The organism is Pseudarthrobacter sp. fls2-241-R2A-127 (genome assembly GCF_030209355.1).
Taxonomy (GTDB): Bacteria; Actinomycetota; Actinomycetes; order Actinomycetales; family Micrococcaceae; genus Arthrobacter.
This window is the reverse complement of record NZ_JARVSF010000027.1, coordinates 24,936-47,309: the sequence shown is the minus strand read 5'-3', so window position 1 is coordinate 47,309 and position 22,374 is coordinate 24,936. Positions and strand designations below refer to the sequence as shown.

General features: G+C 66.8%; 22 protein-coding genes and 2 tRNA genes. 7 read left to right on the top strand and 17 right to left on the bottom strand.

Annotated features, from left to right (window positions below; all coding sequences use genetic code 11):
- The first annotated feature begins 76 nt into the window (after positions 1-76).
- The 6 genes from QRN53_RS16385 to QRN53_RS16360 all read left to right on the top strand — a co-directional run bounded on the left by QRN53_RS16385 (position 77) and on the right by QRN53_RS16360 (position 5,054).
- Entirely contained in the window at positions 77-1,099 is a 1,023-nt protein-coding gene (locus tag QRN53_RS16385) for a hypothetical protein (RefSeq protein WP_285244900.1), read from the top strand.
- 20 nt (positions 1,100-1,119) lie between these two features.
- Positions 1,120-1,761, top strand: a complete 642-nt coding sequence (locus QRN53_RS16380; protein WP_285244899.1) for a hypothetical protein — start codon at positions 1,120-1,122, stop codon at positions 1,759-1,761.
- A complete protein-coding gene (locus QRN53_RS16375; RefSeq protein WP_285244898.1) occupies positions 1,758-2,168 on the top strand; it encodes a hypothetical protein in 411 nt (136 codons plus the stop codon). The genes QRN53_RS16380 and QRN53_RS16375 overlap by 4 nt, the downstream gene beginning before the upstream one ends.
- A gap of 66 nt (positions 2,169-2,234) precedes the next feature.
- Complete coding sequence (locus QRN53_RS16370; protein WP_285244897.1) at positions 2,235-2,636, top strand: hypothetical protein; 402 nt, start codon at positions 2,235-2,237, stop codon at positions 2,634-2,636.
- Between the two features lie 96 nt (positions 2,637-2,732).
- Positions 2,733-3,863: an aspartate-semialdehyde dehydrogenase gene (gene asd, locus QRN53_RS16365; RefSeq protein WP_285244896.1), complete on the top strand. Its 1,131-nt coding sequence runs from the start codon at positions 2,733-2,735 to the stop codon at positions 3,861-3,863.
- Positions 3,864-3,893: 30 nt separating this feature from the next.
- The gene (locus QRN53_RS16360) at positions 3,894-5,054 is read left to right on the top strand and encodes a cation:proton antiporter (protein ID WP_285244895.1); all 1,161 of its coding nucleotides are present in this window, start codon (positions 3,894-3,896) and stop codon (positions 5,052-5,054) included.
- On the opposite strand, the gene QRN53_RS16355 is transcribed toward QRN53_RS16360, so the two are convergent.
- The 9 genes from QRN53_RS16355 to QRN53_RS16315 form a co-directional block, all read right to left on the bottom strand.
- Positions 5,051-6,154, bottom strand: coding sequence for a winged helix DNA-binding domain-containing protein (locus QRN53_RS16355; RefSeq protein WP_285244894.1), 1,104 nt, complete (start codon positions 6,152-6,154; stop codon positions 5,051-5,053). The genes QRN53_RS16360 and QRN53_RS16355 overlap by 4 nt on opposite strands.
- 45 nt (positions 6,155-6,199) lie before the next feature.
- Positions 6,200-7,267, bottom strand: coding sequence for a UDP-N-acetylmuramate dehydrogenase (locus QRN53_RS16350; protein WP_285244893.1), 1,068 nt, complete (start codon positions 7,265-7,267; stop codon positions 6,200-6,202).
- A gap of 164 nt (positions 7,268-7,431) precedes the next feature.
- On the bottom strand, positions 7,432-7,869 hold the full coding sequence (locus tag QRN53_RS16345) for a MaoC family dehydratase (RefSeq protein ID WP_285244892.1): 438 nt from the start codon (positions 7,867-7,869) through the stop codon (positions 7,432-7,434).
- Positions 7,870-7,871: 2 nt separating this feature from the next.
- On the bottom strand, positions 7,872-8,333 hold the full coding sequence (locus tag QRN53_RS16340) for an FAS1-like dehydratase domain-containing protein (RefSeq protein ID WP_285244891.1): 462 nt from the start codon (positions 8,331-8,333) through the stop codon (positions 7,872-7,874).
- A 52-nt stretch (positions 8,334-8,385) separates the two neighbouring features.
- Complete coding sequence (locus tag QRN53_RS16335; protein WP_285244890.1) at positions 8,386-8,610, bottom strand: DUF3188 domain-containing protein; 225 nt, start codon at positions 8,608-8,610, stop codon at positions 8,386-8,388.
- 42 nt (positions 8,611-8,652) lie between these two features.
- Positions 8,653-9,612 carry a DUF2797 domain-containing protein gene (locus tag QRN53_RS16330; protein ID WP_285244889.1) on the bottom strand — a complete coding sequence of 320 codons (960 nt, stop codon included), beginning with the start codon at positions 9,610-9,612 and terminating at the stop codon, positions 8,653-8,655.
- Positions 9,613-9,637: 25 nt separating this feature from the next.
- Positions 9,638-10,501, bottom strand: a complete 864-nt coding sequence (locus tag QRN53_RS16325; protein ID WP_285244888.1) for an HpcH/HpaI aldolase/citrate lyase family protein — start codon at positions 10,499-10,501, stop codon at positions 9,638-9,640.
- 166 nt (positions 10,502-10,667) lie between these two features.
- Positions 10,668-11,609, bottom strand: a complete 942-nt coding sequence (locus tag QRN53_RS16320) for an aldo/keto reductase (protein ID WP_285244887.1) — start codon at positions 11,607-11,609, stop codon at positions 10,668-10,670.
- Between the two features lie 31 nt (positions 11,610-11,640).
- Positions 11,641-13,353, bottom strand: coding sequence for a glycoside hydrolase family 13 protein (locus QRN53_RS16315; protein WP_285244886.1), 1,713 nt, complete (start codon positions 13,351-13,353; stop codon positions 11,641-11,643).
- A 97-nt stretch (positions 13,354-13,450) separates the two neighbouring features.
- Here QRN53_RS16315 and QRN53_RS16310 point away from each other — a divergent pair, with 97 nt between their 5' ends.
- Complete coding sequence (locus QRN53_RS16310) at positions 13,451-14,662, top strand: ROK family transcriptional regulator (protein ID WP_285244885.1); 1,212 nt, start codon at positions 13,451-13,453, stop codon at positions 14,660-14,662.
- Between the two features lie 39 nt (positions 14,663-14,701).
- Here the strand turns inward: QRN53_RS16310 and QRN53_RS16305 are convergent, their stop codons facing one another.
- The 8 genes from QRN53_RS16305 to QRN53_RS16270 form a co-directional block, all read right to left on the bottom strand.
- A complete protein-coding gene (locus QRN53_RS16305) occupies positions 14,702-16,273 on the bottom strand; it encodes a Na+/H+ antiporter (RefSeq protein ID WP_285244884.1) in 1,572 nt (523 codons plus the stop codon).
- A gap of 21 nt (positions 16,274-16,294) precedes the next feature.
- Complete coding sequence (locus tag QRN53_RS16300; protein ID WP_285244883.1) at positions 16,295-16,951, bottom strand: NAD(P)H-binding protein; 657 nt, start codon at positions 16,949-16,951, stop codon at positions 16,295-16,297.
- 120 nt (positions 16,952-17,071) lie between these two features.
- A complete protein-coding gene (locus tag QRN53_RS16295) occupies positions 17,072-17,626 on the bottom strand; it encodes a dihydrofolate reductase family protein (RefSeq protein ID WP_285244882.1) in 555 nt (184 codons plus the stop codon).
- Between the two features lie 74 nt (positions 17,627-17,700).
- Positions 17,701-18,489 carry a membrane protein insertase YidC gene (gene yidC, locus QRN53_RS16290; RefSeq protein ID WP_285244881.1) on the bottom strand — a complete coding sequence of 263 codons (789 nt, stop codon included), beginning with the start codon at positions 18,487-18,489 and terminating at the stop codon, positions 17,701-17,703.
- Positions 18,490-18,583: 94 nt separating this feature from the next.
- Positions 18,584-18,657: transfer RNA gene (locus QRN53_RS16285), tRNA-Met, on the bottom strand.
- Positions 18,658-18,718: 61 nt separating this feature from the next.
- Positions 18,719-18,790 (bottom strand) — tRNA-Thr (locus QRN53_RS16280).
- 301 nt (positions 18,791-19,091) lie between these two features.
- Entirely contained in the window at positions 19,092-21,209 is a 2,118-nt protein-coding gene (locus tag QRN53_RS16275; RefSeq protein WP_285244880.1) for a DEAD/DEAH box helicase, read from the bottom strand.
- 407 nt (positions 21,210-21,616) lie between these two features.
- Positions 21,617-22,270 (bottom strand): MOSC domain-containing protein, encoded by a 654-nt coding sequence (locus tag QRN53_RS16270; RefSeq protein WP_285244879.1) that lies wholly within the window; start codon positions 22,268-22,270, stop codon positions 21,617-21,619.
- Positions 22,271-22,374 lie beyond the last annotated feature (104 nt).

Here is a 22,374-nt window from a genome sequence, read left to right as displayed (position 1 = left end):
CGGCCGAGCAGCTCCTGCCCTAGTCTGGGCACACAGCACTCTGGGGGCTGTTGGATGAATATTGGGGGGAATCCTGGTGGCAGGAACTTTGTGGGGCGCCGACGTCGAGCAACTGCGGACCCTCGCGCAGCAGTTCAACAAAACGGCGGACCTGCTTCAGCAGCAGTCCACGCAGCTGAGCAGCCAGATCAACAACAATCCGGCCTGGAAAGGCGCAGACGCCCAGCGGTTCCGGTCTGACTGGAACAGCAGCCACCGGACCCTCCTCCAGCAGACAGTCTCGCGGCTTCAGCAGGAATCGAAAGTACTGCTCAAGAACGCCGATGAGCAGGAGAAAGCCAGCACGTCTGGCGGGCCTGGCTCCGCCACGGGTGGCGGAGTGCCAGGTGTTCCCGGATCACCCGCTGCTCCAAACCCGTGGGGCCCGGACTGGCTCGCAAAGGGCTCCCCTTTCAGGGATGCTTGGGGCCTCCGTGGAACGTTCAAGAGCGCCCTGGACCTGCCCAAGAATGTCTTTGGGCTGGCCACGATGGCCTCCCAGGGGCTGGACAAATTCACCGACGCCGCCCGCTGGGCGAAGCTTCCGGGCAATAGCATCACGTACAACCTGCTGGATTCAGGCACGGATCTCCTCGGACTGAAGAATCTGCAGAAATACATCCCGGCGCTCAACCAGTTCGGCGGAGTATTCAAAGAAAGCCCCTGGCTGTTCAAAGGCCAGGGCGCAATCCTGGAAGGCCTTGGAAAGGGCGGACTCGGCCGGGGCCTGGGCTGGGCAGGCGTGGGCTTGAACGCCTTCGACGCCGCCGGATATCTCGCAGAAGGGAAATACGAAGAGGCCGGTTGGTCGGGCGCCAAGGCGGCACTTGGCGTGGCCTGCTTCCTGCCGCCTCCCGCCGGAACCATCTGCACCGTAGTCAGTGCCGGAATTGCCATCTACGAAATCCCCGCGGTCAAGGAATTCGTCAACAGTGCGGCCAGCAACGTGGTGGACACAGTGGCCAGCGCCGTTAAAGATCCGGGCAAGTTCGTCGAAGACACCGGCAAGAACCTGGCAGACCTCGGCAAGAGTGCGGCCAGCTTCCTTGGCTTCGGATAATTCAACTAAAGGACAAACTCGTGACAACCAGCACTGAACTCATCGAATCGCCGGACACGGCAATCGGCTTCGGCTTTGCCGAAATCGCATACCTGATCAGAAGGTTCGATACCGAAGCCGCCAGGAAGTCCGGCCAGGTACTCCGTTTGGAAGAGGAAGTCAGGTCGGACCCGATCTGCATCGCCGGAAGTTCTTCACTTCTGGGCCGAGGCTTCGCCAGCGTCGACGACGACCTTGAACTGGAAGGGCCGGCGGTGCCCGTCGCATACGCCCTGTCCAAGGCCGTCCGGTGGTCCGAAATCAGCCTGGTTGACGCGGAGAAAACCGATACTGTGGTGCACGTGGAGTCGGACAAGGTATCTCTGCTGATGCAGCCCAGAACGCTGGGCACTTGGTTCGTCTTCGCCCAGGACCCCGATTTCGACGGCGCAGATGCCGAACTCTTCCTCATCGAGCAACACAGGCAAACCCATCCCGAGGGGACCGCGTTCATCCGGGTTAAGTCGATCTCCGGTGAAGACCACCTGCTCATCCGACCAGATGGCCTTGCCTGGGCGGTGGGCAAAGTCATTGACCCTACAAAGGATGTCGAGGAAATCACCGGCCTGGACACAGCCGGCCTGCTCACCCGGCTTCGGGAAACCCGGGGAGAAACCAAATGAGCAGCGAGGCGCCCCAACCCGGGCCTCCGGCACGGCGCAAAGGCTACTACAAACGCCAGATCGAATTGGAAGCCGGGAAGCAGGGACTGACGCCCGAGGAATACGGGGTCTACAAGGGCTCAACCGGCAGCGCCATCAAGCCCATCAACTCGGCCGGCGGCCTGCTCTTCCTGGCCATCCTGATATCGCTGTTCTCTGGAGTAGTCGTCGTAGCCGCCATTATTCTGCTCACCGGTGAAGGGGTCACCAACTGGGTGCAATTCGTCTTCGGCTGTGCAATCGCCCTTGTCCTGGTACCGACATCATGGGCCTACTACTTCAAAGAACGTAAGGCAGTGCGCCTCCGGAAGGCAGCGGGAAAGACTCTTGAACCCCCTACCCGCCGCTCAGGCAGGCCGGACTGGTAGGAAGACTCGGAATGGGGGTATCCCGGAACCCAGTGCACTCCGGATTGGTTGGGGGCCAGGATCGGCATGGCCAAGCGTAGTAAGGGCGTGCCGCAGGAACCTGGCTACGTTCCTTACCCGCCGCCCAAACAGCGCGTGCTGCATCGCCTCGCCGAGAACGGGGAGGCGGTGGCCTACACCGAGGAGGAGTACGGCGTCCGCAAGGATGATGGCCTGGGCCTCGTCGAACCCGTGAACAGTTCGGGTGGTCTGCTGTTCCTCTCAATCCTGATCACCCTTGCATTCGGCGGGATGCTGTACGGCCTGGTTCAAATCGCCATCACCGGACAATGGGAGATCCTCGGCCGCACGTGGTGGATGTTCCTGCTGATCCAGATCCCGCTGCTCGGCGCCTGGGCCGGCTACTTCAAGGAGCGCAAAGCCGAAAAGCTGCGCAGAGCGAAGAACCTCCCGCGGCCGGTGGAATAGCGCCTAAAGGAGTGTGCCGCCGTCGTACCTTTCCTGCTCGCCCACGCGTGACGTAACCGACTGCGCCCTTCCGGACGCGAAGTCTAAACTGGACGAATGACTACAGCAGCTACCCCTTCCGTCGGCCTGGTCGGATGGCGCGGCATGGTCGGTTCCGTCCTCATGCAGCGCATGCAGGACGAGGGCGACTTCGCCAACATCAACCCGGTGTTCTTCTCCACCTCCAACGCGGGAGGTGCCGCGCCGTCGTTCGCTGACAGCGCCGGCAAGCTCGAGAACGCGTTCGACGTCGACACGCTGGCAAAGCTGCCCATTATCGTCACCGCCCAGGGCGGCGACTACACCAAGCAGGTCCACGGCGAGCTGCGCAGCCGCGGCTGGGACGGCCTCTGGATCGACGCCGCCTCCACCCTGCGCATGAGCGACGATTCGATCATCGTGCTGGACCCCATTAACCGCGACGTCATCGACAAGGGCCTGGTCAACGGCACCAAGGACTTCATCGGCGGCAACTGCACCGTCTCCTGCATGCTCATGGGCCTCGGCGGCCTGTTCAAGAACGGCCTGGTGGAGTGGGGAACCTCCATGACCTACCAGGCAGCATCCGGCGGCGGCGCCCGGCACATGCGCGAGCTGCTCAGCCAGTTCGGCACGCTCAACGCCGAGGTCAGCACCGAACTGGACGACCCCGCGTCGGCCATCCTGGACATCGACCGCAAGGTCCTGGCCCACCAGCGCACCGACATCGACGCCACCCAGTTCGGCGTCCCCCTGGCCGGCTCCCTGATCCCCTGGATCGACGCGGACCTGGGCAACGGGCAGTCCAAGGAAGAGTGGAAGGCCGGGGTTGAAACCAACAAGATCCTGGGCACCTCCGAGGAAACCCATGTGATCATGGACGGCCTCTGCGTCCGCATCGGCGCCATGCGCTCCCACTCCCAGGCCCTGACGCTCAAGCTGCGCGAGGACCTGTCCGTCGCCGAGATCGAGAAGCTCCTGGACGAGGACAACCAGTGGGCCAAGGTTGTCCCCAACACCAAGGAAGCCTCCATGGCGGACCTCACCCCGGTGGCCGCTTCCGGCACCCTGGACATCCCGGTGGGCCGCATCCGCAAGATGGAGATGGGTCCGCAGTACATCAGCGCCTTCACCGTGGGCGACCAGCTCCTCTGGGGCGCCGCCGAGCCGCTGCGCCGCATGCTCAACATCGCCACCGGCAACCTGTAGCAGCCCGCCCGGCCGCCGCGCAGGCAGATCATGGCATTCCTTGCACTCGCCCTGATCACCGTGGTTGCCATGGCCGGCCCGCTGCTGGCGTTGCCGGCCAAATGGCGGGTGCCAGTGGTGGCCGGCGAGCTGTTCGCCGGCGTCGCCATCGGCCGGAGCGGGCTGAACCTGATCGACGCTTCCGACCCCACGCTGCGGCTCCTGTCCGACGTCGGTTTTGCGCTGTTGATGTTCGTCGTCGGTACCCATGTCCCCGTACGGGATGCCCGACTCCGGTCAGCCTTGGGCCACGGTGCCGTGCAGGCCGTGGTGGCAGCGGCCTTGGCTGCTGCCACAGGAGTCGCCGTGGCGGCAGCCTTCGGTACCGGCCACGCCCCGCTCTATGCGGTCCTGCTCGCTTCCTCCTCAGCGGCGATGGTCCTGCCCATCGTTGACTCACTGGGCCTCGGCGGCCCTCCCGTGCTGGCCATGACGGCACAGGTGGCCATCGCGGATGTCGCCTGCATCGTGGCGCTCCCCCTGGCCCTGGACCCCGCGAACGCCGGCCGGGCGGCCGTGGGAGCCCTCGCCGTCGCACTGTGCGCCGTGGTGCTGTTCCTGCTGCTGCGACGTGCCGAGCAGTCAGGCGCCCGGGCCAGGCTGCACAAATTGTCGGAAAACCGGAGGTTCGCCCTGGAGCTCCGCATCCAGCTGGCAATCCTCTTCGCCTTGGCCGGACTGGCGGTGCTCAACAACGTCTCCATCATGCTCGCCGGCTTCGCCTTCGGCCTGGTGGTGGCTGCCGTGGGTGAGCCCCGTCGGCTCGCCCACCAGTTGTTCGCGGTGAGCGACGGGTTCCTGGGACCCGTCTTCTTCGTGTGCCTGGGCGCCTCGCTGAACCTGAGCGAGCTGGCGGCGCACCCCGGCATGATCCTGCTGGGACTGTGCCTCGGTGGCGGATCCCTTCTCATCCATGCGGTCCTCCGCCTCCTCGGCGTGCCCGCCATCCTCGGCGTCTTGTCCGCAGCCCAGCTTGGCATTCCGGTGGCCGCGGCCAGCATAGGAACCCGGACGGGTGTCCTGCTCCCCGGTGAGGGCGCCGCGGTGCTCCTCGGCCCCCTGGTCACCATCACCGCGAGTGCCTTCGCAGGACAGCGTGCCGCCCGGCGGTGGGCACCGCCGGCAACTGGGAAGCCGATTCCGGGAACCTAGCGTCCAAGAAAGCCGAGATACTCCTGGGCGGCCTTGGCGAGCGTTTTATGGGCGGCCGGGCCAAGGGGCGCGTCGGCGTCGAACATTTCCGGCACGACGACGGCACTCCGGCCGGTGCCGTGGACAGTCCAGGTGCCGGCAACCTTCCCCGCGGCCACCACAGTCTTCTTGAAGATACCGTTCCCGCCGGGAACGATCAGGTCGAAGTGCTCCGGCGCCAGGACGGGCGTGCGGTCGGTGTAGCCGAGGACGAACTCGTCAAAACCGGGCAGCAGGTGCACGGAGCGGGCGCCCGGCAGGCCGGCCTCGAGGAGGGCCGCCGTTTCGGGCGACATCCAGTACGTGGTGCCCTCGCATTCCAGCTCCTCCAACTGCCCGCTGACCTCCCGGAGCGCGGCCCTCACCTCGGTCAGCGGCAGCTGCGTCCACCAGGCGAAGTCCCGCAGCGTGGCCGGCCCGTGGCTGCGGAAGTAGCGGAGCAGGAATTCCGCGACTGCTTCCTCACGGTCCAGGGCACGGGATGAGGGTATCCACTGCTCGTAGGCCGCGATCAGCTGCTGGTTCCCGGCCAGGGGACCCAGCACCAGCCAGCCGTGCCGGCAGAGCGAGCCCAGGAGGTGGACGCCCCGCTGCCCCTGGGTCGGCTGGCCGCCGGCGTCGAACACCCGGAACAATTCGGGGCGGCTGACGGGACCATCCGCCAGAATCCGGTCAAGGGCGAGGTCCCGTGCCTTCTCAACGTCCGCCCATGCAATGTCCAGCTGGCGGTGCCGGGCTGCGATGCTGCGGGTGATCCGCTCGGCAGTCAGATCGAGCATCCAGCGCAGGTCCTCGGGCGCCACCAGATGCAACGTTCCCCGCATCGGCCAGGACCGGACCACCGTGCCGCTGTCGATGGCCGCCCGTACCTCGCTGATCCCGGCGCCCGGCACCCGCGCCCCGACGGCCCACAGGGCTGCCGGCAGGTCCTGGGCCTGCATGGCTGTCATCCACCGGACCAGCTCCGGCACTGAGCCGCCGCCAGCGCCCAGCAGCCGCTGCGATGCGAGCCGCAGCCTGCCTATCATCCTGCGGTCGCGCAGGGCACCTCGTGCAGCCATGGCCCCATCCTAGGCCGGTCACCCCCGGCGCGGAGCCGTCAGGGCTTAGAGCTCCAGCCCGATCAGCAGCGGTTCGGGGTGGAGCAGGATCCCGAAACGGCGCTCGACGCCGGCGCGCACCTCCCGCGCCACCGCCGCCATATCGGCCGCGCTGGCTGTGCCGCGGTTGGTGACCGCGAGGGTGTGCTTAGTGGAAAGTGAGGCACGGCCCCCGGAGACGCTTCCAGGTTCCAGCCCGAACCCTTTGCCGAACCCGGCCTGGTCAATCAGCCACGCTGCCGAAAGTTTCACCAGCCCGTCCCCGCCTGCCGGGTAGCGGGGAGCCGATTCCGGCAGCGTTTCGGCGACGTCGGCCGGGACGATGGGATTGGTGAAGAACGAACCGGTGGAATAGGTATCCCTGTCGTCGGCGTCCCACACCATCCCCTTGGAGGCGCGCAGCCGCAGCACTTCCCGGCGGACGTCATTGGCGTATGCTCGCTTGCCCACCTCGACGCCGAGGGAACGGGCCAGCTCGGCGTACCGTATGGGTGCGCTCATGCGGCCCAGCGGCAACTGGAATTCAACGGTGAGGACCACGTACCGGGGAGAACCGTCAACGGTGGTCCGCTTAAGGATGGAGTCCCGGTAACCGAATTTCAGTTCCGAATTAGTGAACGTTTGCACGGCGTTCCGCTCGCGGTCCCAGGTACGGACTGCGGCAATGGTCTGTGACACTTCGGCGCCGTAGGCACCCACATTTTGGACGGGAGTGGCCCCGGTTGAGCCAGGAATACCGGACAAAGCCTCAATCCCGGACCAGGCGTGGCGGACGGCGTGCTCCACCAGCCGGTCCCAGTTGTGGCCGGCCTGCACCACAACGGCAACACCCCCGCACGAGTCTTCCGCGTTCACCGTGAAGCCCTCCGAGGCGATCTTGACCACGGTACCGGGGAACCCGTCGTCGGACACCAGGAGGTTGGAGCCGCCGCTGATGATCAGGAGCTGCCGCCCTGCGGCGTCCGCCGACCTGACGGCGTCGATGATCTCCTCCTCCGTCCGGGCTTCGATGAAGGCGCCGGCGGGGCCGCCGACGGCGGACGTGGTCAGCTGGGAAAGCATGGTGACAGTCACCCGTCAACAATACTAGGGAACCGCCGGGCGACCCGTCGTCGCGGCTTCCTGACCCACCTGTGCCACAAAAAGGGTTGAGGGAGGATGCCCACGGGGGCGTCCTCCCTCAACCCTGTTGAGCAGCCGGGCCTATGCGCCGGCCGGGCGGTGTTGCCGGCGCTGCCTCAGGCCAGTTTGACCAGCGCCTGGGCCTTCATCAGCACCTTCTGCCCGGCCGCGATGACGGTGAGGTCGATCCGCGCGGTGTTGGCCTCGGCATCGAGCTTTCCGATGATGCCGCTGACCTCGATGGTGGCGCCGGGTTCAGGGGTGCCGGTGGTATCGGTGACCAGGACAGGCTTGGTGAAGCGGGTCTGGAAATCAACGACGGCGGCGGGATCGCCTGCCCAGTCCGTCACCAGCTGGACGGCAGAGCCCATGGTGAACATGCCGTGCGCGATGACGCCGGGCAGTTCCACACCGGTGGCAAAGGCCTCGTTCCAGTGGATGGGATTGAAGTCACCGGAGGCGCCGGCGTACTTGACCAGGTCGGTGCGGGTCACCTCAATGGTGCGGCTGCCAATGTCCTGGCCCGGGCTGAGTTCGTGGATGCTGAAGCTCATGGCTACTGTCCCTCTCCGCGGACCAGGATGGATGAGTTGGTGGTGGTGACGTGCTTGCGTGAATCGTCGTGGCCGAGGGCGAAGATCTCGGAGCGGGTGGTGATCATGGCGCCGCCGCCCATGGCCCGGACGCCGTCGACGTGCAGCTCCGCGACGAGGCGGTCTCCGGCCACGATGGCGCGGTGGTGGATGAAACGCTGGTCGGCGTGGACCACGCGCGAGAAGTCAATACCGGCTTCCGGATCCTCGATGAGCTGGGCATCGGCGCGCTGGGCGATGATGATGGCGAAGGTGGGCGGGGCTACGAGATCGCCGTGACCCAACGACTTCGCTGCCTCGACGTCGAAGTGCGCGGCGTGGGTGGCCTTCACGGCGCGGGCGAACTCGCGGATTTTCTCCCGGCCAACGTCGTACACCTCTGCGGCAGGGTAGCTTCGGCCCTGCAGATCCGGATTGATAGTCATGGATTCCAGCCTATCCTCCGCGTGTTGGCGGCAGGAAAACGCGGAGGATAGGCTACCGGCGGAGGTTCTTACGAATGGACTGGCCGCGGACCACCATGCCCACGACGTGCAGCACCAGGCCCAGGCCGATCAGCGGCAGGGACGCCATGGCAAGACCCTGGTTGCCGCCCGTGTTGCCGATGACATTGAGGACGATGCCGACGGCGATCAATCCCATCGCGCTGAAAACCAGGACTTTATAGCGGGTTGGCGCGGTGGCCCAGAATTCGTTCAGCACCGTCCAAGTCTACCGAGCGCCGCGGCCGGGCAAATCCCAAGCTCAGAACAAGGCCTCCTGCAGGGCAGGAACCGCAGAGGCGTACTCCCCCAGCACGATGGTCCGGGCGGCGATCTGGGAGAGGTTGACCACGAAGGGGGCGTCCGTGCCGTCCAGCCGCGCCAGGGCGTTAGCTCCGCTCAGGGAACTGACGTCGAAGCCGTGCCGGCCCCGGTCCAAAGCGTGCGGGTAGGCGTGGCGGGGCGCCGCGCCGTGGAGGGCTCCGGCGTGCGCGGGCCTGGCCCACTGTTCCTCCACCACATCGAAGCCGTCGACGGCGGCAGTCGCCAGCAGTGCCCGCGCCCCAGCAGCAGCGCGGGTATTGACGGCCGCCAGCTCCGCGGCCGGGAGCGGGTTCAACAGCGCCTCCGCCTTGGCCGCGGACCGCACCTGCTGGGTCAGGCCGGCCTGGGCTGTCACCAGGTCCTCGAGAATGCGGACCACCCTTCCGTCCCGCGCCCTCGCGACGTAGCTCGCCGCTGCGGCCCCCTGTTCGGCCAGCCTGTTCCACTTCCGCGGGCCGGAGGCCGTTCCCACCTTCGTTGTCCCGCCGGCGAACGTGGCCACGTACAGCCAGTGTTCCTGCATCAGGTAGTCCCGCAGGCCGGGCGTCACGCGGCCGCCACGGTGGAAGTCGTGCATCAGCCGGGACTCATCGAGCACGAAGCACCGCTCGCACTGCTTGCCGCGGACGGCGGGAGCCCCTGCGGCGCAAAGGATATGGTCCCGCCTCGTGGACGAGTGCACCACTGTATGCCCCAGGCAGGACTTGCCGGGGTGGACTACCTCGAAGCCAAGCCGTGCGTGCGGTTGGAGGCTGAGCTGCCGGAAGCCCCCGGCTGGTGACTGGAGGCGCAAAACCGGATTGCCGGCGTCGTGCGCGGCGGTGGAAGCGTGCGTCCCCGGGAAGGCGCCCACGCCATCCCAAAAGACCCCGTGGACCAGATAGCGGGTATCGGTCAACGGGGTCTCCTGAAACGTGGTGTGGCTAGAGTGCGGGCTGGACCCCGAAGGCAACGGCGAGCTTCATGATCTTCTCTGCGCGGCCCAGGCGGGGCAGGTCCGAGCCGTCACGGATGACGCGGCCGTTGGCTTCGAAGTCGTTCATGAAGTCGGTGGCCCAGGCGACGTCCGACGGCGTGGGGCTGATGACCTCGTTGATCACGGGTGTCTGGTCGATGGCCAGGCACAGCTTGCCGGTCATGCCCATCATCACCGTGATGCCGGTCTGCTCGCGCAGGATGGGGTGGTTGGTGCCCACGGTGGGGCCGTCGATCGGGCCGGGCAGGTTGCCGACGCGGCTGGCAACCACGAGCTTGGCGCGCGGGTAGGCCATGGCCTCCGGGGTGGCCGCCATGCCGGTATCGCGGCGGAAGTCACCGGAACCGAACGCCAGCCGGAATGCGCCCTGGGCCTTGGCGATGTTGTTGGCCTCTTCGATGCCGACGGCGGACTCCACCAGCGGGATCACGGGAGTCTTGCCGTCCATGCGGTGGAAGCTCTCGGTGACCTGGTCCGCCGATTCGGTCTTGGCGAGCATGACACCGAGCAGGCCCGGGGTGCCGCGCAGACCGGCGAGGTCATCGGCCCAGAACGGGCTGGTGGCGTCGTTGATCCTGACCCAGGCCTCGCCGCCGGCGGTCAGCCAGTCGATAACGTTGTTCCTGGCCTGGTCCTTCTGCGACGGGTCCACGGCATCTTCAATATCCAGGATGATCGAATCAGCGCGGGACACTGCCGACTGATCAAAGAGCTCCGGCTTCATGGCATTGACCAGCAGCCACGAACGGGCGATCTCTGCGGGGATATTGCGTTCCGGCCTTACGGTTTCGGCGGGGATGGTAGACGTCATGGTTTCTACAGTATCCGCCCCGCCAGCGGCACGGCGAAGAAAACGGCCCGCTTGTGAGGATCAATACGAACTAAACGGGTTGTGACCGGCCTGGCGGGGAAAGCAGCCGGCAGTAGTTGCCGTTTTGGAGCTTCCAAAACGGCAACTACTGCCAGCCAGGTGGCGCTTAGGGGATGTTGCTGCCGCGTGCCGTCACCCAGAGCCGGTACCACTCGGCGCGGGTCATGGCGCCGGCCACCCGTTCAGCGTCCCGGCACGCACGGATCCGGTCCGGGTTGGCCGTCCCGATCACGGGCGCGATCCCGGCCGGATGCTTCATCAGCCAGCCCAACAGGACCGCTTCGCCGGAGGTTCCGTACTCCCCCGCCAGTTCCGCCACAAGCTCTGTGGTGGCGGCCTCGGCAGAGGTGGGGCTTTCCAGCTCCGCCCCTGTGTAGGTGCCGCGGGCAAGGGACCCGTACGCCTGCAGGGTGATGTTGTTGCGGGCGCAGTACTCGAGCGTGCCGTGCGGGAAACTGTAGTCCAGGTGCTCCGCGTGGTTGACCAGGACCTGGCTTTCCAGCCACGCCCGCTTGAGCAGGCTCATCTCCAGCTGGTTGGCCACCACGGGCGTCTCCAGGCGATCCTGCAGCACCTCGATCTGCGCCGCTGACATGTTGGACACGCCCAGCTGCCGGACTTTGCCTTCGGCCATGAGCTGCCCGACGGCGGATGCCACCTCCGCAGGGTCCGCCAGGGGGTCCGGGCGGTGCAGGAGGAGAATATCCACGTACTCCGTCCGCAGCCGTTTGAGGCTTCCATTGACCCGCTCAAGGATGGCTTCCCGGCTCAGGTCGTAGTGGGTCTGCAGGCCACGTTCGTTGAGCCTGATGCCGCACTTGGTCTGCAGCCGGATCCGCTCCCGCAGGCCCGGGGTGGCCGCCAGCACTTCACCAAAGACGGCTTCCGACTTTCCGCTCCGGTAGATGTCCGCGTGGTCGAACAGGGTGATACCTGCGTCCATGGCCGCCTGGACGGCGGCAGCGGCCTGGTCCACATGCTTGGTTTCATGCGGTTCGTCAGACCAGCTGCCACCCAGCCCCATGCACCCATAAATGAGTTCCTGCATCAGGGGCGCCCGCTTCCACGGCTGCCGTGCATCAGCGCAGCCACGCGGTGGTGTTCGCCGGCAGCTTGCCATCTTCCAGCGGCGCGCTGCCGACCAGCACCTCACCGGCGGGAAGGTCCACGGCGGTGGACCCGAAGTTGGTCACCGAGTGCCAGCCGTTGGGGCGCTTGAAGTGCAGTACGTCCGGGCTTCCGGCGTCAATCCACTCCAGTTCCTCGCCCGTGAGAAGTTCGCGGCGCAGCTTGAGGGCCTTGCGGTAGAGCTCCAGGGTGGATCCTTCGGTGCCGTCCTGGGCCTCGACGGCGTACTTGCTGAACCAGTCAGGCTGCGGCAAGTGGGCCCCGCCATCGCCGAAGCCGAACGAGGTGCCTTCCACCTTCCAGGGCAGCGGTACGCGGCAGCCATCGCGGCCGATCTCCACGCCCCTGTTCCGGAAGAAGGACGGGTCCTGGCGCTCTGATTCCGGTATTTCGGCAACTTCCTGCAGGCCCAGTTCCTCGCCCTGGTACAGGTAGGCAGAGCCGGGGACGGCGAGCATCAGCAAGGTGGCGGCGCGGGCGCGGCGTTCACCGAGCTCCACGTCCAGCTGGTCCTTGGGGCCGCCGGCGAGCAGCCAGTCCTTGCCGTCCTGGCCCTTGGCACCGGCCTTCGCCTTGGCGACCTGAGGCAGGCCGTAACGGGTGGCGTGCCGTACGACGTCGTGGTTGGAGAACACCCACGTGGAGGAGGCGCCGGTGGCAGCGGCCTCCGCGAGGTTGCGGGTGATGATCTCCTTGTACTCGGCGGCGTCGAAGTCGGACTGCAGCAGGTCGAAGTTGAACGCCTGGCCCAGGCCCTGCGGGCTGGCGTAGCGGGCACGCCGGGTGGCGTGCACCCAAGCCTCCGCCACCGCGGTGCGCGGCGGGTTGTACTCGTTGAACACCTCACGCCATTCGGCGTAGATCTCGTGGACTTCGTCGCGGTCCCAGAACGGGTGCGAGCCGTCGTCGAATCCGTCCACGCCGGTGTTGGCCGCGCTCAGTTCGAGCTTGGACAGCAGCGGTTCGGTGAGGTCCTTGGTGAGGGCGTGCGCCACGTCAACACGGAAGCCGTCCACGCCGCGGTCGGACCAGAAGCGCAGGGTCTTCAGGAAGTCGTCGCGGATCTCGCGGTTGGACCAGTTCAGGTCCGGCTGTTCCTTGGCGAAGATGTGCATGTACCACTGGCCGGGAGTACCGTCCGGTTCGGTGATCCGTTCCCAGGCGGGTCCGCCGAACACTGAGTCCCAGTCCGACGGCGGGAACTCGCAGTTGGGGCCCTTGCCGTCGCGGAAGATGTAGCGGTCGCGGGCCGGGGATCCCTTGGGCGCGGCCAGCGCTTCCTGGAACCACCGGTGCCGGTTGGAGGAGTGGTTGGGGACGATGTCGGCGATCAGCTTGATGCCGGCGTCGTGCAGGGCCTTTGCCATCTCGTCGAAGTCCGCCAGCGTCCCGAGCTTGGGGTCAACGTCGCGGTAGTCGTCCACGTCGTAACCGCCGTCAGCGAGGGCGGAGGGGTAGAACGGGCTCAGCCAGACGGCGTCGATTCCCAGCGACTTCAGGTACGGCACCTTGGCGGTGATGCCCTTCAGGTCGCCAATGCCGTCGCCGTTGGAATCCGCGAAGCTGCGGGGGTAGATCTGGTAGACGGAGGCCTGGCGCCACCAGTTGGGATCGGCAAGGCGGTCGGAGTCGGACAGTGTTGCCAGCGTGGCAGTGGTGGACAAGGAGACGGTCCTTTTCTTCGGTGCGGGTATATTTATATTGGATCTAAATTTACTTCCTCAAGTATTATCTGGTGCATTGTGCAGGAAGGTCAACAGCATGCCTGAAATGGTTCCCGCGACTCCCCAATTGCTGCGGCGGGTCAGCGCCGGCGCGGTCCTTGAGTTCATGCGCTCCGCGGCGGCAGTAACCGTCACTGACGTCATGGCAGCCACCGGCCTGACCCGCGCCACCACCATTGCCGTCTGCGAGGACCTGGTCCGGCGCGGCTGGATCCTGGAGCGGGAAAACCAACGCGAGTTCGGCGGCTACCAGAAGGGCCGGCCGGCCCGCCGGTTCGAGCTCAACGACCGGGCAGGGGTGGTCCTGGGCATGGACATCGGCTACTCCAAGGTCACCGTGGTGGTGTCCGATCTCCGCGGGAACACCCTTGGCCGCTCCAGCCGCCCGTTCCAGGCCGGTGACGTCAATTCCCGGCAGCGCATCGGTTTCATCGACGCCGTGGCCATGGCCGCGCTCCGTTCCGCGGGGATTGAGCCCGGGCAGGTGCTGGCCGCCTGCGCCGGGGTGGCTGCACCGGTGGACCGGCACGGGGAGGTGGTGGCCACGCAGGAGTTCTGGGGACTGTTTGACCTTGGCCTGCGGCCGGCCCTCAAAGAGGCCCGCGGGTGGACCGTCCTGCTGGAGAACGACGCCAACCTGGCAGCACTGGGCGACCGGTGGCAGGGCGCGGCGGCCGGTGTCGACGATGTGGTGGTGATCCTGGCCAGCGAACGGCTGGGCTCCGGCATCGTGGAAGGCGGCCGGCTGGTTCACGGCACACGCGGCAGCGCCGGGGAACTTGCATACCTGAACCTCGTGGAAGGCGTGGGCGATACCTACGGGATCGCGCACCTGGCCCGGACCTGGGCCGCCGAGGCCCTGGCAACGGACGTAGCCACCGCCCTCCGCGCCTTCGGGCCGGGGCGGGTGGAAGCCGAGCAGGTCTTCGCCGCCGCTGCCCGGGGGGATGTAGTGGCGCTGGCCATCCTTGACCGCCTGGCGGACAGGATGGCACGGGTGATCGGCACCGTGGCCACCATGCTCAACCCCGAGCTGGTGGTGATGGGCGGCGGCGTTGCCCATTCGGCTACTGTCCTCCTGGCGCCCATCAGCGAGCGCCTGCAGAACTTCACGGCCACCCCCGCGCGCGTTGCGGTATCCCCGCTGGGTGACTCCATCGTGACGGTGGGTGCCGTGCGCTGCGCCCTGGACTACGTGGAGAAGAACTCCCTGGATTTGGAGCTGGCGGCGCCCGCTGCTCCGGCCTGAGGCCGGTTGCCTACGCGGAGCTGCCTCTGCCTGGGCCGGTTACTCCGGCATGACCATGGTGCGCAGGTCGAGCTGCCGGAGCACCCTGTCCGCCACCTCGGGATCCATGTCCGGCTCGTTCCGCGCCGCCACCACTTCCTGCCTGGCCGCGTCCAGGGCGATGGTCTGAACGGCGATGGCAAGTTCGCGTCCCCGCTGGCGCTTTTCCGCCAAGGGTTCGTTCCGCAGGCTGCCGTCCGTCAGTTCCGCGTGCAGGCGCCGCATCCTGTCCTTCACCAGCGCCACCTTCTCCGGCGGGAGGTCCGTCATCAGGTCGTGCTGCTTCAAGGCGGCCACCGCGGCGGCCTGGGCCCTGGTGGCCAGCAGCCGGACGGCGTCGCGTTCGGCCGTGCCGTCTTCGGAGGCCTTGAGCACCCGCATCAGCCAGGGCAGCGTCAGGCCCGGCAGGACCAGCGTGGCCAGCAGCACAGCGCAGGCAATGACCAGCAGATAGTCCCTGGCCGGGAACGGCGTGCCGTCCGCGAGAGTCAACGGCAGGGCCAGTGCCAAGGCCAGGGTGGCCAGGCCGCGCATGCCGCACCAAGTCAGGATGAGGACCTCCTTGAGGGATGTGGGCTGCAGGAGGTTCCTGCGTTTCCTGGCGCCCACGGCCAGGGCGCCCAGCCACAGGAAGCGGACTGCGAAGACCAGGACACAGACCACCGCGGCCACCCCGATCATGCCGAAGATTTCCGTCCCTTCATCCCGGATGACGTGGCGGATTTCCAACCCCACCAAACCGAACGCCAGCCCGGTGACCAGCAGCTCCACCACGTCCCAGAACGCGTTGCGGGTGACCCGTTCGGCTGCGTCCTGCGGGCGGGCGTGCCGCTGCATCTCAAGGGCTGTGACCACCACAGCGATGACGCCGGAGGCGTGGACCTCTTCAGCCAGGATGTAGGCGGCAAAAGGCACCACCAGCGTTACCGCGCTCCGGGCCACCATGGACGTGACCAGCCGGGTGATGAGCGCGATCAGCCAGCCCATGGCGATGCCGACAAGGACGGCAAGTGCCGCGCCCACCAGGAACTGCGGGACGACGTCGGGCCCCACCTTGGTGCCGCCCACGGCAGCCGCCACGGCAGCCTGGAAGATGACGATAGCGGCGGCGTCATTGAACAGGCCCTCGCTCTGCAGGACGGTGATGAGGCGGCGCGGCATGTGGACGCGGCCCGCCACGGACTCCACGGCCACCGGGTCCGGCGGTGCCACCATGGCCCCGAGGGCGATGGCCGCGGGAATCCCGATGCCGGGAATCATCAGCCACGCGGCCCCGGCCACCACGGCGGTGCTGATCACCACCAGGGCCACTGCCAGCATGATCAGGGTCCGCCACCGGACGCGGAAGACGGCCCACGAGCTGCGCTGGGCCGTGGCAAACAGCAGCGGCGGCAGGAAGATGGGCAGGATCAGCTCAGGTTCAATTTCCAGGTCCGGGAAACCCGGGATGAACGTCAGGGCTACCGCCAGCAGGAGCATCAGGACCGGGTAGGGCAGCCGCAGCCTGTCCCCCAGGCCCACGGCCACCACCGTGGCCAGCAGTAGTCCGACAATAAGAGCGAGCTGATCCATAAGCCTCTTCCCTGCCGGCGCCTACGGGCGGGGTTCCAGCGCCGCGGCCACCGGAAGGGTGCCGTCGCGGAACTCAATGGTCCGGCCCGCGGTCTGAGGCAGGTCCAGCACCGCCGCGGCCACGATTGCCACATTGGCCCGGGCGGTGTCCCGGTCCCCTTCCGGCGAGGGGTCGACGTCGATCCGTCCGGTTCCAGGGTTGTCCGTCAGCGCACCGGGCCCCAGGATGGTCCACGCCAGGTTGGTGCCTCGCAGGTACTCGTCCGCGGCCGCTTTGGCTTCGGCGTAGGCAAAGAAGCTGTTGCTTTCGGGCACCCCGTGGTCCATGCCGGCCCCGAAGTAGGAGACCATGACGTACCGGTCCACGCCGGCCTGGGCTGCGGCATCCATGGAACGGATGGCGGCGTCCCGATCCACGGCGTAGGTGCGTTCGGGGCTGCCGCCGCCCGCGCCCGCGGACCAGACCACGGCGTCATGCCCGGCGAGGGCCTCGGCGACCGCCGGCGTCGTGGCATTCTCCACGTCCAGGACGGACGGCGTGGCGCCGGTGGCACTCACGTCACCGGCATGGTCCGGGTTTCGAATGAGCGAGGTGACGCTGTGGCCCTCGTCGGTGAGGAGTGCGGACAGGAGGAGGGCCACTTTTCCGTGGCCGCCGATTATGGCGATGCGTGTCATGCACCCATTCTGCCCGTCCCGCCAGACATTCGGGCAGACCCCCCGTCCTGAACAGGGCCTTTATGCAAAGTGAGTGCCGCCAGCGGCATGGGCGACTGCTTCCCGCCGCACGGCAGCGGTTCAGCGCGCGCGGTAGCGCAGGTAGGCCACCCCATTGCCGAACCGGCGTTGGTCCACCAGCTCCAGCTGCGCCTTCAGCCCCTCAGGCAGGAAGCGCAGGCCGCCGCCGACAGCCACCGGGTTGATGAACAGCTGGCACTCGTCCACCAGCCCGGCGTTGAGGGCGTGTGCCGCCAGGGTGGGGCCGCCGATGCTGATGTCCCTGTCGCTGCTTCTCTTCATGTCCTGCACCCTTTCGGGGTCGAAGCGCCGCACCAACCGGGTTTTTGGGGTACTGGCAGTATCGAGAGTGGTTGAGTAGACCACTTTGTCCGCCCCCTGCCAGATGCGGGCGTAGTCCTGGATGACCGGCGGCTCGTCCCGCGTGTCCATGGTTGCCCAGACGGACATCACCTCATACATCCGCCGGCCCAGGAGGTATGTGCCCACGTCCCGCTCGAGGTCGTTGATGAAGGCGTGGATTTCTTCATCCGGCGCGGACCAGTTGAAGTTGCCGTCGGGGTCTGCCGTGTAGCCGTCCAGGGACATGATTGCGGAGTAGATCAGCTTCGCCATGGGCCCATTCTGCCCGGGGCAATGTCGCCGGGAACAGGCCCGGAACGGTGATGGGGTTTCGGTCGGCGCTGTGCTCAGCGGGTTCGGGAGACCAGGAACTGCTGCCCCAGCGTCCAGAGGTTGGAGACCGTCCAGTACACCAGGACGCCCAGGGGGAAGAAGATTCCGCCCACGCCGAAAACCAGGGGCAACACATACAGCAGGACCTTCTGCTGCCGGACCAGCGGGCCCGCCGGGTCCTGCCGGCCCGTGGTCCTGGCAGCAACGAGCCTCTGGGTCAGGATCTGGCAGGCAGTCATCACCAGGATCATCACGACGGCGAGCACGGCCACGGCGGCCGGGTCTCCCCCGCCACGGACCAAGGACGCGGACAGGGGTGCCCCGACAATGCTGGACGAGTCGAATTGCGCCACCTGGTCCCGGCCCATGGCGCCGAGGCCGGCGCCCTGCTGCGAGGCGTTGGAGAGCCCTGACAGGACCTGGAACAGGGCGAGGAAGAACGGCGCCTGGATCAGCAGGGGCAGGCACGCCGAGAACGGATTGGTGCCGTGCTTGCGGTACAGGGCCATCTGCTCCCGGGCCAACGCTTGCCGGGAAGCCTGGTCAGTCCTGCCCTTGTACCGGTCCTGCAGCTCCATCAGTTCCGGCTGCAGGAGACCCATTCTGCGCTGTGCCCGGACCTGGGCCAGGAACACCGGAATGAGGGCGGCGCGGATCACCAGCACCAGCCCGACGATGGCCATTACCCACGTCCCGCCACCGGCTGCAGGCATGCCCGCGGCGCTGAGTCCGTCATGGAAAGCCACCATGATCACGGACACCAGCCACCGGAACGGTTCCAGGACCGCAGCAATAACATCCACCGAATCCCCCATCCGACAGTTGCTGCAAAGCTACTGCCGATCCAGGAAACAGGAAAGCCCCCGGGATCCTTGCGGATTCCGGGGGCTTAGCCTGTAGCGGTGGGGAGGCTCGATCTCCCGACCTCACGATTATGAGTCGTGCGCTCTAACCAACTGAGCTACACCGCCACGAATGAGAAAAACCTGCGTCAAGCCGGTCAAAACCGCCTTGACGCAGGCCCTCATTCAGAGCCCCCCACCGGAATCGATCCGGTGACCTCGTTCTTACCAAGAACGCGCTCTACCACTGAGCTAGGGGGGCAACGAGTAAATACTCTACCGGAAGATTTACGCACCAACAAATCGGCATCAAGGGCGGTCCGGAGCGGTCGAAACAGTTGCAAAGGCGCCGGGAAAAAGTCCGTTTTTCCGCGTCTTTCCGCGGTTTACAGGCATCGAAAAGACAGAACGAACGACGCCGGGAAGCGGCCTGCGCGGCCACCCTTCAACGCTGAGGCGGCCGAATGTGGTGAGGCCCACACCTTACTGGTGGTTAAACGCCGATGGGCCGGCTCGAAAGCCGGCCCATCGCCGTCGTCAATCACTCAACGCCGGGGAAGTGTTTACCACTTGCCCTTGCGGTTGAAGTCGCGGTGGCCGCTGTCGCCGCCGCTGCGGGGCTTGCGGGAGCCGTCCCCATGGCCACCAAAGCGCGAGTCACCGGCCTGGCCGCGGTCACTGAAGGAGCGCTCCGAACGGTCGCTGTAGGAACGGCCGCCACGGTCCGCCGAGGACCGCTCGCCGTCGTTCTTGCGGAATTCCTTCTTGAACCCGCCGTTGCCCTTGAAGTTTCCGCCACGGTCGCCGCCACGGTTGCCTTGGTAGGCGCCGCGGTCACCCGAGGGCTTGCGGCCGTTGTCCAGCTCGAGGTGGATCAGCTCGCCGCCGATCCGGGTGCGGGAGAGGGCCCGCAGCTGCTCGGGGCTCAGGTCCGCCGGGAGCTCCACGAGGGAGTGGTCCGAACGGATGTCGATGCCGCCGATCTGGGCCGAGGAGATGCCACCTTCGTTGGCGATCGCGCCCACGATGGAACCCGGCATGACGCGCTGGCGGCGTCCGACGGCGATCCGGTAGGTGGCGTTGCCCTCGGTCAGGGCGCGGGTCGGCCCGCGGGAGCCGAAGCCGTCCTTGGAGCGTTCACGCTTCTGGAACTCGGGAGCAGCGGGCAGTTCCTTGACCAGGAGCGGCTGTCCGCCCTGGGCCATGACTGCCAGTGCCGCAGCGATTTCTGCTGCCGGCACCTTGTGCTCTTCCTCGTAGGAGGCGATCAGGTCACGGAACATCGAGACGTCCTCGGATTCGAGGGTCTCGGTGATGCGCTCGGCGAACTTGCCCAGGCGCAGCGAGTTCACGGTCTCGGCGGTGGGCAGGTGCATCTGCTCCACCGGCTGGCGGGTTGCCTTTTCGATGGCGCGCAGCAGGTACTTCTCGCGCGGCGTCATGAACAGGATCGCCTCACCGCTGCGGCCCGCGCGGCCCGTACGGCCAATGCGGTGCACGTAGGACTCGGTGTCGTGCGGGATGTCGTAGTTGACCACGTGGCTGATGCGCTCAACGTCCAGGCCGCGGGCAGCGACGTCGGTGGCCACCAGGATGTCGATCCGGCCTTCCTTCAGCGCGTCCACAGTGCGCTCACGCTGCTGCTGCGGGATGTCGCCGTTGATCGCGGCGGCCTGGAAACCGCGGGACTTCAGCTTGTCAGCCAGGTCTTCGGTGGCCATCTTGGTGCGCACGAACGCGATGACGCCGTCGAACTCTTCCACCTCGAGGATGCGGGTCATGGCATCCAGCTTGTGCGGGCCCATGACCTGCAGGTACCGCTGGCGGGTGTTGGCGCCGGTGGTGGTCTTGGACTTCACCGAGATCTCGGCAGGGTTGTTCAGGTACTGCTTGGACATCCGACGGATCTGGCTCGGCATCGTGGCCGAGAACAGCGCAACCTGGCGGTCCGACGGGGTCTGCTGGAAGATCTGCTCCACGTCTTCGGCGAAGCCCATGCGCAGCATCTCGTCAGCTTCGTCCAGCACCAGGTACTGGAGCTCGGACAGGTCCAGGGAACCCTTGGAGATGTGGTCAATCACGCGGCCGGGGGTACCCACAACCACCTGGGCGCCGCGGCGCAGGCCGGCGAGCTGGGGGCCGTAAGCGGATCCGCCGTAGACGGGCAGCACGGTGAAGTCGTCGATGTGCTTGGCGTAGGAGGTGAAGGCCTCGGCGACCTGGAGGGCAAGCTCACGGGTGGGGGCCAGGACAAGGGCCTGGGTCTTCCGGGACGGGCCGTTGAGGTCGTGGAGCTCGGCCAGGCGGGACAGTGCCGGCACTGCGAATGCTGCAGTCTTACCGGTACCGGTCTGTGCCAGGCCTACTACGTCGCGGCCTTCGAGCAGCAGCGGGATGGTGGCTGCCTGGATGGGGGACGGCTTCTCGTACCCGACATCCTGCAGGGCGGCCAGGACACGGCCGTCGATGCCGAGGTCGGCGAAGCGCACGCCGCCTTCTTCGTCTTCGCCGGCCTTGGACGCCGGGGTTTCTTCGGCGTCTGCCTTGGCTTCGGGAGCGGCCGGGGCGGCTTCGGGAGCTTCAGCGGTTACGCCGGCGGCCTCTGCTGCGGGCGCAGCGGGCTCGGTGAATTCGATGCTGGCGGTTGCTTCGGAGGTGGTTTCGTTCTGGTTTTCGGGCATAGGGAGATTCCTCATCCATAGGGGGCCAGGCGGCACTACCCGGGGTGAGCGGAGCCGCAGTACACGTGCCGATGGTGCCGGGCAGACGTTGACCGGCCGGTCACAGAAGTCCGGCGCTTTCGCAATCCCATGGCAGGACTTCGCGCTGCATCTCTTGGCTGCTATCCCAGCAGTCTGTACAGCGTTTTCTTTAGCCGGCTCTCCCTATGAAAATGCCCGCATCGCTTGCGCGGGCCCCAACACTTGCCAGTCCTGCCTCAAAAATTGGGCAGGAATAAGGGATTTCCGGAGTGGGGGATGTTTCAAGTGTAGGGCACGGACACCGCCGGCGGGAAATTAAGGGCCCGACGACGACGGTGAGCTTGCGCACACGGTGCACGGACAGCACGCCATGGGGCGCGTCGGGCCTACTCCCCCAGCCGCCGCATCAGTACCTCGAACCTGGCGTGGTACTCCTCCTGGAGCCTGATCTCGCCGTCGGCCTCGGCATCGCGGAGGGCTTCGACGGCCTCCGCGTCCGGCGCACTGAACCATCTTCCGATGGTGACGCCATGGCGCGGCACGAACGTCCGGTGGATGTAATCGCCCGCCTGGATGGTGCCGGTGCGGATGACGCGCAGGTAGGCGCCCACGCGCCCTTCCTCGGTGAAGCGCTTCACCCATTGGGGTTCCTTCATCCGGCGCTGGAAGGCGGCGCAGGGGACGCGCGGGGACGTGACCTCAAGGACGACGTCGGTACCCACCTGCCAGCGCTCCCCGATCACCGCGCTGGTCGGTTCGATGCCGGAGACCCGGAGGTTCTCGCCGAAAGTACCCGGTGGCAGCTCCCGTCCGAGCGTCCCGGCCCAGAAATCGGCGTCCGACTGCGAGTAGGCGTAGATGGCCTGGTCCTCGCCGCCGTGGTGGACCCGGTTGGCCTGGATATCCCCGTGCACGCCCAGCTTGTGGACTTTCACGGGACCGTCGGACGGGCGTTTGTCGATCGCCGTGACACCCACGTTTCCCCGGTCTCCCAGGAGCTGGTGGACGCGGCAGACGGCGAGGACAGAAGCTGGTTCCATGGCTTCAGTCTAGGGTTCCTGCCCGCCGTGCCAATCTCGTCAACGGACCGTTGCAGGGACTACGCTGGGTCCAGACTTGCCTGTGGGGGTGCAGCGCTGCGCCC